Origin of the sequence: Spirulina subsalsa PCC 9445 (genome assembly GCF_000314005.1) — a bacterium.
Classification (GTDB): domain Bacteria; phylum Cyanobacteriota; class Cyanobacteriia; order Cyanobacteriales; family Spirulinaceae; genus Spirulina_A; species Spirulina_A subsalsa.
Genome location: NZ_JH980292.1, coordinates 2,264,194 through 2,276,044 on the forward strand (window position 1 = coordinate 2,264,194; position 11,851 = coordinate 2,276,044).

Below are 11,851 nucleotides of genomic sequence, written 5' to 3' on the forward strand. Positions count from 1 at the left end.
GGCAAAACTGACAGGAGAAAGACTTACAACAGGTAGAGAGTTTACAACAGGGCATTTAAGGGGCGCACAAATACCATTAGGGAAAAAGGTTAAGAGCGGACTCACCCAGGGCATCACAAGGATCTGTCCGAAAAGGTACAACTTAGCTATTCTAAGGCCAATCTTGACCGGCTTCTTGCAAAATCAGGAAAACTTTAGTTTTCTCAGAAGAATGAATTATTAATTCTCAATGGGTTTGAGGGGTAAAGCGTTCGGTATAATTGAAACATTACTTAACATAACTTAGAGTTTTATGGCATCAAAGGTTGAAATTTACACTTGGAGTGCTTGTCCTTTCTGTCTGCGTGCAAAAGCACTGCTCAATCGTAAGCAGGTTGAATATATCGAGTATTGTATTGATGGAGACAACGAAGCACGGGATAAAATGGCACAACGGGCTAACGGAAAGCGTTCTGTCCCGCAAATCTTCATCAACGATCAACATATTGGCGGATGTGATGATATTCACGCCTTAGAGCGCTCTGGTAAATTAGATCCCCTTTTGAGTGCTTGATGTACTGAGGACAGCAGAAAAGGTCTTTTTGTCGAGCTTTCTGAGGAGCGGCAATAGGGAATAGGGGGGTGTGGGGTTTGAATGACCCCGACTCCCGACTCCCAGACTTATTCAGCAAGCCCTAGATAAATTATTCTCCTGCTGTGAGCGGGATACTTCGCGATAGAATATTCAGGGGACGTTGAACCTGTGGTTTATCCCCGTTTTTGTGAGAATTGCCCTAGGTCAGCCCCCGGCGTTATATCAATTAATCGGACTGTTATTTTTTAGATTTAAGTGGACTTAACACAGATTTTCCAAACCCGAAACCCAGTCATTGGCGTGGTTCATCTCTTACCCCTTCCGAGTTCTGCTCGTTGGGGTGGAAATTTGCGGGAGGTGATTGACCGTGCAGAACAAGAGGCTACTGCTTTAGCGGCGGGCGGGGTTGATGGCATTATTATAGAAAACTTTTTTGATGCCCCCTTTACTAAGGATAATGTTGATCCGGCGGTGGTGAGTGCCATGACATTGATCACCCAACGGATTCAAAATTTAGTGATGCTCCCGGTGGGGATTAATGTGTTGCGGAATGATGCCCTGAGTGCCATGGCGATCGCATCAGTCTGTCAATGCCAATTCATTCGGGTTAATGTGTTAACAGGTGTGATGGCAACAGATCAAGGCTTAATTGAGGGTCGCGCCCATGAATTACTACGCTATCGTCGGGAGTTAGGGAGTGAGGTCTGCATTCTAGCAGATGTGTTAGTCAAACACGCTCGACCGTTAGGGACTCCCAATTTAACCACAGCCGTACAGGACACCATTGAACGAGGCTTGGCCGATGGTGTGATTCTGTCAGGCTGGGCAACGGGTAGCCCCCCCAATTTAGAAGATCTAGAGTTAGCCTGTAGTGCCGCGAAAGGGACTCCGGTATTTATTGGCAGTGGGGCCGATTGGGATAATGTCGGGACATTGCTACAAGCCGCCGATGGGGTCATTGTCGCCAGTTCCCTCAAGCGTCGAGGCAAGATTACTGAACCCATTGATCCCATTCGAGTTCAGAATTTTATCGAAGCAGCCCGTCAAGGATTTGCTAATCCTCCTGATTTGAACAAAATTAGCGACGCATTCCCCCACCTCGAAGTGGGGGTTAAGGAGCGGCGGGGTTGAGTCATCATAGCCCGGGTTCTCAATGTACTACTTGAGGATGGAAAGATGCTTCCATGGGTGGCTCAAAGCCAAGATCCGGGACTACACAGAGATGAAGTGGCAGGAGTTAGGTGGCGAAGTGATTGATGTTGTTGCTGCCTATACCTCTAAATCTGATCTAATACCTCCCCACCCAGCAGACCTTAACTTCTTGCGCCGCTCATGAATGCTCCGCCACCTGCGTTCCGCGAGGTGGGGGTGTCTACAAGGATTTATCCCTCTTCAAAGACCTAGCAACATTCGGGACATGGGGAAGTAGGTTGCCCAACGTTGGGGATCGGGTTCTCGTTGCCAGAGTTGGCGAGTGACTTGTAGGCGAAGAATAGGGACGCTAGTCCCGCCATTTTTCCCAACAATAGTAATGGCAACTTCTGTCACGACAATATCCTGATCAAAGACACGCTGGACAGCAGAGCGGGCTACTCCTTCGGCGCGTCGTAACAAGACATCGTAACTTTCATCTTGCCGACGAGACAGTTCAATTTCTTGGCGCGGCATTCGAGCTTGAACGGAAGTAGTAATGCCTAAAACGAGGGGTAGAGTAACTCCGATTACACTCGAGAGGAAGATTCCTCCCCATAAGGAAGAATGAAATCGAATAGTGCGGTAACTCATTGTAACTAGAGGAATAGGGGATTTGACACTCCATCGGGCTAAAGCCACGAGGATTTTTTAGAGGGGATCACCAACAAATATTAGTTATTGCTCCTAACAACCACATTGTCGTACCGTACCTTAGCACTAATACAACAGCAGTCCACAAGGCGGTGTCAATTGCCGCTACACTGTTAGCTTTTGCTTTCAGTTTACTTTAGATTTATGCTTTTCACTCGCTTAACGTCTTGGCTTGTGGGGGCTAGGCATTTGATTTATTTGTACTAACTGCTATTTCGGTCAGTCATCTTTTCAACAGGTGTCCCACCACCCTTGAGTTTCACCGTACAATTCAGGTCTTAGTGGAATGCTTCATTTTGCGAGATTTCAGCCCTATTTAGTCAAGATTTGTGAATAATTAGGCGCATTGGGTTGAATTTTTGAGCATTTTTGTAAAAATGGATACAGAAATAAGGCGGCTTTATTTTTTCGTCAGAGCCGGACCAATATTTATTTACACAAGTCGGCTGATCGGGATAACAGTTAGCCTCAGATGTGATTGCACATTTTGCCAACTTCAAAGCAAATCCTAATTATCAATTATTCATTCCCCAGTCTCAAAAATCTTGAGGATTTGTTCTTTGCCTGTTGGGGAAACATTAAAAACTTTGACCCGTCCAGATTTGACAATAAAAAAGCCAGTGGCGGGTTCTCCCTGCTTAAAAATGACTTCCCCTTTCTTCAAAGATGGACGGTGTGGTTACGGATTCCCGGTGACATCATGTTTGCCATCGGTGCAGTAGTGTTAATATATTGCGTTGCTCAAGCCCTGTTTGGCATTTTCCAACAACCCACCCAAGCGCAGCCCACAGACGCTTTAGTAACGTCGTCTTCGGCTCCCTAACCCGTCTGTAAGCCTGGGTCAGCTTGAGCTATTCTAACGACCCAGGCTAAACCCAATTCGTCCTTTTTACCCATTCTGAGAGAGAAAAACCATGGCAACCCTATACGAAAAACTCGGTGGAGCCGATGCCGTTAATTTAGCGGTTGATAAGTTCTATGAACGAGTCCTGCAAGATGACCGCATCAAGCACTTTTTTGCTGATGTAGATATGGTCAAACAACGGGCGCATCAAAAAGCATTTCTCACCTACGCCTTTGGGGGTACGGATCAATATGACGGTCGCTATATGCGAGAAGCTCACAAGAAACTCGTGGAAAAGCACGGTTTAAGTAGTGAGCATTTTGATGCCGTGGCGGAAGATTTGATGGCAACTTTACAAGAAATGGGAGTTTCAGAGGAATTAATGGCAGAAGTGGCCGCCGTTGCTGCTGCACCTCAACACAAAAAAGATGTTTTGAATCAATAAATACAATCGTAAGCTGTTAGCAAAATGCTTAAAAATCCCCCTTCTTTTGCGGGGGGATTGAAGAGATAAATACTTTTTTACTCAACAGTCCAGTTTTTAGGAGTCTAACCATGACCACTTTCCAAATCAGTGACACGGTAGGGGCGATTGTTCAGGATCACCCCGCCCTTTCTCGGCTCTTTGAACAAGCCAAAGTAAACTATTGCTGAAGAAAAAATCTACCTTCGCTCAAGAGAATAAGCATCACGATTCAAGGTTTGCCGCTTCTATTATCATTTAACAAACCTGTTGAGTTCTTGCACCAATAAATGCACTGTTGTAGAAGGATTATCTATAGCAGGAATATGGGGATCATATTGATTGAGCAAATTTATAGCATTTCTAATAGCAGTAGGTTGCCTATCAAAAAGCTCATCATATATCTTCTCGCTATTTTTGTGATACTTGTGATTAAGAAGACGGTCCAACTTTTGAAGATAATCATTTCGAGGAATTCCAGTATTGAGAAACTCAAAGTGAAGAACATACCATAATTCAAATGCTTCATTGGAATAAGCTACTTTGAAACCTTGATTCTCAGCATTTCTGATGGCATTATTGAAATCTTCTGGAGTCCAGGAATCTCGATCAAAAACGCACCATACCTGATCGTAATCTTCTCTTTCCTTCAAATCTTTCGCGCTGTTAAGCAACTTGCTAGGATTTTTTCCTACACCCTTAACATCTATCTCAGCAACCAGAAGTGTTGAATCGGTACTTATGAACTAAGTACAAATGGACACACTAACCCTGTTAAGGGGTAAATTTAACCAGGTGGCACTAGCTCTCTAAACCAGTGTACATAGCTAATTTTTTGACACATAAACGCCTGTAAATATCGCAATTTATCCAATAAAGATTTACCGAACTCTGTCGGTATCTTGAGCATATTTAGAAGTAAATAGGCAATCAGACAACTATAAATCTGGATTTCAATTCCGTTGATATTTTTAGGGATGAGGCGATCTAATTTGAGGTGCATCTTTAAAAATTTCCAAAGCAACTCAATTGACCAACGCAAACGATAAAACTCGGCAATTTCTTCTGAGCTAACTCCTCCTTCTCCCGTCTCGGGTAAGTTCGTTACTAATCGAAACTCAGTCTTTTTCTCTAAGTCGCTAAAACTCACGACTCTAGCTTCAATTTGTTCGCGACCTTGGCCTAGTAACAATTGCCATTATCTAGGAAAGTTAAGTGAACATTGTTCCTAATTCTCAGAACGAAGTAGCGATCCTTCAACTTTTGTAACAGGGCAATTTGAATTAGGCTAAAAAAGCCTCTATCCATTATTCCAACGCCATTAGCTGGAATTGATTCTAGGGTTGTATCGCCATATTTATAGTCATGACCTTGACCAAAATGAAGGAAGAGTCCGCCTGGAATTCCGGTGAAGAGATTTAGACCCGCAAAAAGCTTGACTTGGTGAACTTCTTGATGCCAGAGTAACTTACTGGTGAGAGTGACAATGGTTGAATCTAAGGGAAAAAGTTGTAGCTGATTGGATGGAATCTTATTCTGTTTAAGAAACTGTTGTGTTAGATGAACCCACAATTGATAAAAAATTTGAGGATCGCGATACTTACTGGCTTTAGAAAAGGTGGAAATATCAACAGACTCCCCCATAATATTAAGCCTCTTGAAGAGACTTCTCATACTGGTTTGACTCTGGTCAAGAACAAATTCAAGCCAAATGGAAACGAATTTAAAAGTATTTAAGACGGGATAGTCATCTTGAGGCAAATGACCGAGGCATTGTTTGACAATTTGAGGAAAGTTGGATAGAATCAAGGGATTAGTTTTTTTAAAAAAGTAAGCCCCTATTTTAAAACAATAGGGGCTTTTTGTCAAGTTTTTTACTAACATTCAACACTTCTGCTCAGCAACATCTTTAGGGACGCGAAAACTTCTAAAGTAGTTGGGTTCAGTTTTCTCTCCTTCGCACACAATCAAAAATCTCTGCCTGACTTCTTTAGTGTCAACTTTTCTAGGAGAGTATCCACGAGAATACGGCTTTCTTTTAGACATTGGATTCAATCAAGCGATTCAGATTGCCAATATATGGAATTGCACCATATCTCCCCTTAATATAGTTACTTTCGAAAGATTCATCATTACTTATTTTGTACTCTGCAAGAGAGTATAAGTCTGTTGCGCTGTATCTATTCTTTTCAGTAAACCAAATCTGATCTCTACGAAAGATTTTATTACTGAGCAAGTTAGTATCATGAGTCATGAAAATTAGCTGGCCATTGTTTGGGTTTGCCTCCCTGGAGTTAAACAGCTTAACAATCGCAAGGCTAATTAAAGGATGAAGCCTTGCATCAAACTCATCAATAATTAGAATCTCTCCTTCTTTAAGAGCAGTTACGAGAGGTCCAGCTAATGCAAAAACCTTTTTTGCACCTTCAGATTCATGGTTTTCTAAATTAAATTCTTCAATAGACTTGTAGTTTCCATCGGCATCAAATTTTCGATGAGAAATACCTATTGAGGTTGCTTTACCTCCTGCTTCTTTAACAATAAGCCTCTTAAGCTCATCTGGCATTTCGTCGGGTAGCAAGTCAATTGTGAAATCTTCCTGTTCAACTTGTATCTCGCTAATCCCTAGATCTAGCTTCTTGATCAATTGAACAATATCAGCCTTATTCTTATCGTTTATAAAACATTTGACTGTATAATTTAGGTAAGCTCCATCATGAAGACCTGAAATAATATTTAACTTATCCGTTATCCATTCTAGAATTCTTTCCGCTATTTCAACGTTAAATTGAGCAGAAACAGAAAGGAAGAGTGCATTGCTTCTAGTTCTTTGCTGAACACCGTCAGCATTGTAGACTTTAGATGATTTAATGCTATCAAGTTGACGTTCAAATAGGCTCGTTTCCCTTATGTTAGGAACATAAAATAGCCACTCCGATATTACTCTCTTCTGAGTTGCTTCAAAGCCATATCTATACTTTCGTCCATCCATCAAAAATGCTAACTCAAAGTATGATGGCTTTCCCTCAGTTTCTGTACTGAGCCTAAAAGGTTCTACCTTTATTTCATCTATGCTTTGAGTCTCTTTAGACGAATTGATCATAAACCATTTCATGAAGCTTAAGCCTCTAGCAAGATTACTTTTGCCACTGGCATTTGCTCCATATATGGCAGAGGTCTTAAGCAGTTTCAGTTCTTCATCTATCTCAAAAGTGTTGTTTGTATCAATACTCTTTTCTTTTGACACAAAATTTGCTGCCACCATACTAAAGGTGACTCGATCTTTGAATGACCTGTAATTACCAACACTAAATTCGATAAGCATAGCTCATCCCCTACCTTAATCTAGAAATCTGTGAAAAAATCACACATTCCCACATTAAGCATAGCAACAATTGGCTTGGAATGTTAAGGCATAAGATTGTCTTATGCAGTTCATGAGTACTAAAAAAGCTATAAAATATAATTAATATTTATAAATAAATTAAAAAGATGAGTGAACTGATTTTCACTTCTAAGGTATCCGGAGGCTACCCTAAATGGGTAGCCTTCGGCAAGCTAACACTGCGCTAGTGCGGACGGCACAGAGGTTATCACGTAAACCGCCGCTTAAAGCGGGGATCTAGATAATGTTTCTTGCGGCGATTGCAGGGACGACAAAGGGTTTGTAGGTTGCTAAGGTCATTTGTTCCCCCCTTCGCCAGAGGGATAATATGATCCACTTCTAAATTTTGGGTGCTGCCACAACTACGACAGCATCCACCATCACGATTTAATACAAACTGTCTGACCTCGGGGGGCATTTTGATGCGGGGGCTTTTTTCCATTGTTAAATTGATTTGTTGAATTAATTTGAACTTCTCTATCAAATGATCAACTTTTATAAAGTTTTCTTACAAGAAATAACCTCAACCGTCCATTCTATCAGACGGAGAGAGTCTTATGGGATGACCTTAGAGCAGTCCTAGCTTATTATCTCTTTTAAAGTCGTAACACAGACTACAAAATATTATTTTACCTCGTCTTAATATTAACCCCTTGACTATGTTGTTGGGTACTCCAGTGAACAAGGACAACAACATTCGCTAGCAAGCTCAAAAGAGGAGCCTATGGACAAGCAATTTGGTAGACGGAAATTTTTGATTTATGGCTCGGCAGCCCTAGGAACAAGTATTTTATTAAAGGCCTGCGGAAGCACTCCCACGACAGGAGATACTACGACGGAAGGATCTGCATCTACCCCAGTTGCAGCTAGTGGAGACACAATTAAAGTAGGGATCTTACACTCCCTCAGCGGCACAATGGCGATTAGCGAGACAACAGTAGTTGATGCGGAAAAACTCGCCATTAAACAAATTAATGAAGCTGGGGGCGTTTTAGGGAAACAAATCGAGGCTGTTATTGAAGATGGTGCTTCAGACTGGCCAACTTTTGCCGAAAAAGCAGCTAAACTGATTGATCAGGATAAAGTCGTAACGGTGTTTGGCTGTTGGACTTCTGCGAGTCGGAAAGCGGTTTTAGATGTCTTTGAATCGAAAAACCATATGTTATGGTATCCCGTCCAATATGAGGGACAAGAATGCTCTAGAAACATTTTCTATACTGGGGCTGCACCGAACCAACAGATTGAGCCTGCTGTGACTTGGCTCTTGGAGAATAAAGGCAATAAGTTCTTTTTAGTCGGGTCAGACTATGTGTTCCCTCGCACGGCTAACACGATTATTAAGGAACAGTTAAAAGCCAAGGGTGGCGAGACTGTGGGTGAGGACTATTTACCGTTGGGGAATACGGAAGTTACCCCGATTATTACCAAAATTCAGGCGGCTTTACCTGATGGAGGGGTAATTTTTAATACTCTCAATGGTGATAGTAATGTGGCGTTTTTCAAACAGTTACAAGGGGCGGGATTAACCCCAGACAAGTACCCTGTAATGTCTGTCAGTGTGGCGGAGGAAGAAGTCCAGCAAATTGGGGCGGAGTTCTTAAAAGGACATTATGCCTGTTGGAATTACTTCCAAACGGTTGAAACACCAAAAAATCAGGAATTTGTGGAGGCTTTCAAAGCAGAGTATGGTCAAAATCGGGTGACGAATGACCCGATGGAAGCGGCCTATATTATGGTGTACCTGTGGAAACAGGCTGTGGAAAAAGCGGGAACGGCCGATGATCTCGATAAGGTTCGTATGGCGGCCATTGGTCAGGAATTTGATGCACCGGAAGGGAAAGTGACGATGAATGTTAATCATCACATCTCAAAAACGGTGCGGGTGGGTCAAGTTCGCGAGGATGGTCTATTTGATATTGTCTGGTCAACGGAAGGCCCCATTGACCCCTTACCTTGGAATCAATTTGTGCCGGATACCAAGGGATATGGCTGTGATTGGACTGACCCCAATAAGGGCGGCCGCTATAAGATTTAACGGTCGGGTTTTGGGTGAAAGAAGGGTGAATTTTGGTCATCCTTCTTTTCCTTTTTGTGGTGTGGGGTTGGGAGGGTGTTGGGTTACGCTTTTCCTATGCCTAACCTATGGGGTTTTGTTGGTTGTTTTGAGATTTTTTTGCATGGTTTTACAGCTAGTACAAGGTTTATTTAATGGCCTCAGTATTGGGTCGGTGTTGTTGGTGGTTGCTCTCGGTCTAGCCATTGTGTTTGGCTTGATGGGGGTGATTAATTTGGCTCACGGGGAGTTAATGATGCTGGGGGCCTATACCACGTTTGTGGTGCAAAATACCTTTAGACCCTTGGGAGAGCCTATTTTTAGTTTTTATATTTTGGCCGCGTTACCGATGGCGTTTTTAGTGGCGGCGTTGGTGGGGTTGATTTTAGAACGGGGGGTGATTCGCTTCCTCTATGGACGACCGCTAGAAACGCTGCTGGCCACTTGGGGGGTGAGTCTCATTTTGCGCCAATTTGTGCGGAGTGTGAATGGGTCATTGGCGATGGGTTTAGGGGTCTTTTGCCTGTTGTTTTTTGGCGCGTGGGTGGTTCTCTATCGGTTGCGTCCCGATTGGCCTCGGATCCGAAATTGGGTGTTGTGGGGGGTGGGGATTTTATCTGGTGCGATCGCCTTTTTCACCCACAATCTATTAGAAGCTAACCCCACCTTTAGCACTCTCTGGTTTAGCGCGAGAAACGTCGATGTTACCGCCCCCCCTTGGTTACGGGGTGGGATTCCTTTGGGCAATTTTCAACTCCCCTACGCCCGAATTTTCATTATTATCTTGACGCTGTTCTGTGTGGTAGGGATTTATTTGTTCCTCAATCGGTCGAATTGGGGGTTACGGATTCGCGCTGTCACCCAAAACCGCAATATGAGCGCCTGCCTTGGGATTCCCACGGATCGGGTGGATGCGTTAACTTTTGCCTTGGGATCTGGTTTAGCGGGTTTGGCAGGGGTTGCGATCGCCTTATTGGGTTCGGTCGGCCCCAACACCGGACAGAACTACATTGTAGATGCTTTTATGGTGGTGGTAGTGGGGGGAGTGGGTAATCTCTTCGGCACCATTATTGCGGCGATGGCCATTGGAATTGTCACCTATTTAATCGGTTCAGGTACCCTTGCGGCGTTACTTTTACCCATTGATGCCTTAAAACCGATTACTGAGTTTTTCCTCTTCTTTGCTACTACTAGCATGGCTAAGGTGATGGTTTTTGCCCTGATTATTGCCTTTCTCCAGTTCAAACCGGCGGGAATTTTTGCCCCCAAAGGTCGAACGGCTGAACTGTAAATCCATTCTCCAATCTTCATTTTCCCAATTCCCTAGTCCCCCTGTTCCCTGTTTCGTCTAAATCCAATGACAGTAGAGATTTTAAGCAAAAGCCAAAGTCAGAAACGAGAGCGAAAGCGGCAGTTTTTGCTAGAAGGCATTGCCCTTGTTGCGATCGCCATCTTGCTGATCGGAGTGATGCCACTCTGGCTCACCCCCTTTCGTTTGCGCCTCCTCGGGCGGTTTTTGTCCCTTGCCATAGTTGCCCTTGGCATTGACCTAATTTGGGGCTACACGGGGCTGTTAAGCCTCGGACATGGCATCTTTTTCGCCTTGGGGGGGTATGCGATCGCCATGCACCTACAACTCCAACTTCCTCCCGGACAAATTCCCGACTTCTTCCCCCTCTATGGAGTCACAGAACTTCCCCTCTTCTGGCAGCCCTTTTATTCCTTCCCCTTCACCCTCTTAGCCATCATCCTGATTCCCAGTTTAGTGGCAGGCTTTTTAGGCTATCTAGTCTTTCGCAATCGCATCAAAGGGGTTTACTTTTCCATTCTGACTCAAGCCGCCCTGATTGTTTTTTTTAACTTCTTCAATGGGCAACAAAAACTGATTAACGGGACAAACGGCTTAAAAACAGACACCAATGAATTGTTCGGAGTTGTAGTAAGTTCTCAGCCCGCCCAATTTGCCTTTTATACAGCCACAATTCTGATTTTAATTTTACTCTATCTCCTCGGTCGATGGCTCACCAGTGGACGTTTTGGCCGTTTATTAATTGCCATCCGAGATGATGAAAACCGGGTGCGTTTTTCCGGTTATAATCCCACTACGTTTAAAGTCCTAGTTTTTGCCATCTCTGGCGGGGTTGCAGGGATTTCTGGCGCATTATTCACCGTTCAATCGGGTATTATCACCCCCAGCGCGATGGATGTAGCCTTTTCGATTGAAATGGTGATCTGGGTTGCTGTAGGAGGACGGGGAACCTTAGTCGGAGCTATTTTAGGTGCGTTATTAGTCAACTATGCCCGCACCTTTTTAAGTGAACAATTTGCTGAGGTTTGGCTATTCTTCCAAGGGGCTTTATTCTTAATTGTCGTAACCGTCTTACCCGATGGTATTTTAGGCTGGGTTAGAAGTTGGCAATGGGGCAAAGTTCGCGCTTTATTAGGAAGGTCAGAACCCGTTGTCACTTATCCCAGTTTAGAACAAGATCCAGAAGTGCAGAAAGAACGCCAAGAAATTGGTCAAGACAGTTAACAGTAAACCGCCATTTGTAGGTTGGGTGGAGCGATAGCGAAACCTAACTTTAGGGAATAGGTAATAGGTAATAAGTAATGGGTAATGGGTAATACTAATCAACTCCCGAATCCCTAGGGCGCAAGCATTGCGCCCCTACACCGACTCCCGACTC

At 43.7% G+C, this 11,851-nt stretch carries 11 protein-coding genes and 3 pseudogenes; 7 read left to right on the top strand and 7 right to left on the bottom strand.

What is annotated here, in order from left to right; all coding sequences use genetic code 11:
- The first annotated feature begins 292 nt into the window (after positions 1 to 292).
- Complete coding sequence (gene grxC, locus SPI9445_RS0110520) at positions 293 to 553, top strand: glutaredoxin 3 (RefSeq protein WP_017304710.1); 261 nt, start codon at positions 293 to 295, stop codon at positions 551 to 553.
- Positions 554 to 829: 276 nt separating this feature from the next.
- A complete protein-coding gene (gene btpA, locus SPI9445_RS0110525; protein ID WP_017304711.1) occupies positions 830 to 1,705 on the top strand; it encodes a photosystem I biogenesis protein BtpA in 876 nt (291 codons plus the stop codon).
- A gap of 261 nt (positions 1,706 to 1,966) precedes the next feature.
- Here the strand turns inward: btpA and SPI9445_RS0110530 are convergent, their stop codons facing one another.
- Both SPI9445_RS0110530 and SPI9445_RS32065 read right to left on the bottom strand, forming a co-directional pair.
- Positions 1,967 to 2,242 carry a hypothetical protein gene (locus SPI9445_RS0110530; protein ID WP_202803675.1) on the bottom strand — a complete coding sequence of 92 codons (276 nt, stop codon included), beginning with the start codon at positions 2,240 to 2,242 and terminating at the stop codon, positions 1,967 to 1,969.
- A 700-nt stretch (positions 2,243 to 2,942) separates the two neighbouring features.
- Positions 2,943 to 3,083, bottom strand: a complete 141-nt coding sequence (locus SPI9445_RS32065) for a Crp/Fnr family transcriptional regulator (RefSeq protein ID WP_017304713.1) — start codon at positions 3,081 to 3,083, stop codon at positions 2,943 to 2,945.
- Positions 3,084 to 3,092: 9 nt separating this feature from the next.
- On the opposite strand from SPI9445_RS32065, the gene SPI9445_RS30495 reads away from it, so the two are divergent.
- Both SPI9445_RS30495 and SPI9445_RS0110540 read left to right on the top strand, forming a co-directional pair.
- Complete coding sequence (locus SPI9445_RS30495) at positions 3,093 to 3,242, top strand: hypothetical protein (protein ID WP_164674434.1); 150 nt, start codon at positions 3,093 to 3,095, stop codon at positions 3,240 to 3,242.
- A 91-nt stretch (positions 3,243 to 3,333) separates the two neighbouring features.
- Positions 3,334 to 3,708: a group I truncated hemoglobin gene (locus SPI9445_RS0110540; RefSeq protein WP_017304714.1), complete on the top strand. Its 375-nt coding sequence runs from the start codon at positions 3,334 to 3,336 to the stop codon at positions 3,706 to 3,708.
- A 272-nt stretch (positions 3,709 to 3,980) separates the two neighbouring features.
- Here SPI9445_RS0110540 and SPI9445_RS25145 read toward each other — a convergent pair.
- The 5 genes and pseudogenes from SPI9445_RS25145 to SPI9445_RS0110565 form a co-directional block, all read right to left on the bottom strand.
- Positions 3,981 to 4,445 (bottom strand): annotated as a pseudogene (locus tag SPI9445_RS25145) (RloB family protein); the annotation flags it as partial.
- A gap of 68 nt (positions 4,446 to 4,513) precedes the next feature.
- Positions 4,514 to 5,532, bottom strand: a pseudogene (locus SPI9445_RS26985) (transposase).
- Positions 5,533 to 5,622: 90 nt separating this feature from the next.
- A pseudogene (locus SPI9445_RS32070) lies at positions 5,623 to 5,772 on the bottom strand (RloB family protein); the annotation flags it as partial.
- Positions 5,765 to 7,051, bottom strand: coding sequence for an AAA family ATPase (locus tag SPI9445_RS0110560; protein WP_017304717.1), 1,287 nt, complete (start codon positions 7,049 to 7,051; stop codon positions 5,765 to 5,767). The gene SPI9445_RS0110560 and the pseudogene SPI9445_RS32070, both read right to left, overlap by 8 nt.
- Positions 7,052 to 7,319: 268 nt before the next feature.
- Entirely contained in the window at positions 7,320 to 7,553 is a 234-nt protein-coding gene (locus tag SPI9445_RS0110565) for an HNH endonuclease (RefSeq protein ID WP_017304718.1), read from the bottom strand.
- A 282-nt stretch (positions 7,554 to 7,835) separates the two neighbouring features.
- Here SPI9445_RS0110565 and urtA point away from each other — a divergent pair, with 282 nt between their 5' ends.
- The 3 genes from urtA to urtC all read left to right on the top strand — a co-directional run bounded on the left by urtA (position 7,836) and on the right by urtC (position 11,697).
- Positions 7,836 to 9,146 (top strand): urea ABC transporter substrate-binding protein, encoded by a 1,311-nt coding sequence (gene urtA / locus SPI9445_RS0110570; protein ID WP_017304719.1) that lies wholly within the window; start codon positions 7,836 to 7,838, stop codon positions 9,144 to 9,146.
- Positions 9,147 to 9,288: 142 nt separating this feature from the next.
- Positions 9,289 to 10,455: an urea ABC transporter permease subunit UrtB gene (gene urtB, locus SPI9445_RS0110575; protein ID WP_017304720.1), complete on the top strand. Its 1,167-nt coding sequence runs from the start codon at positions 9,289 to 9,291 to the stop codon at positions 10,453 to 10,455.
- A 66-nt stretch (positions 10,456 to 10,521) separates the two neighbouring features.
- Entirely contained in the window at positions 10,522 to 11,697 is a 1,176-nt protein-coding gene (urtC, locus tag SPI9445_RS0110580; RefSeq protein WP_017304721.1) for an urea ABC transporter permease subunit UrtC, read from the top strand.
- Positions 11,698 to 11,851: the final 154 nt, after the last annotated feature.

Coding starts and splice junctions, on each gene's coding strand:
- grxC (WP_017304710.1), top strand. CDS start 293: ATGGCATCAAAGGTTGAAATTTACACTTGGAGTGCTTGTCCTTTCTGT.
- SPI9445_RS0110530 (WP_202803675.1), bottom strand. CDS start 2,242: ATGCCGCGCCAAGAAATTGAACTGTCTCGTCGGCAAGATGAAAGTTAC.
- SPI9445_RS0110540 (WP_017304714.1), top strand. CDS start 3,334: ATGGCAACCCTATACGAAAAACTCGGTGGAGCCGATGCCGTTAATTTA.
- SPI9445_RS0110560 (WP_017304717.1), bottom strand. CDS start 7,051: ATGCTTATCGAATTTAGTGTTGGTAATTACAGGTCATTCAAAGATCGA.
- SPI9445_RS0110565 (WP_017304718.1), bottom strand. CDS start 7,553: ATGGAAAAAAGCCCCCGCATCAAAATGCCCCCCGAGGTCAGACAGTTT.
- urtA (WP_017304719.1), top strand. CDS start 7,836: ATGGACAAGCAATTTGGTAGACGGAAATTTTTGATTTATGGCTCGGCA.
- urtB (WP_017304720.1), top strand. CDS start 9,289: ATGGTTTTACAGCTAGTACAAGGTTTATTTAATGGCCTCAGTATTGGG.
- urtC (WP_017304721.1), top strand. CDS start 10,522: ATGACAGTAGAGATTTTAAGCAAAAGCCAAAGTCAGAAACGAGAGCGA.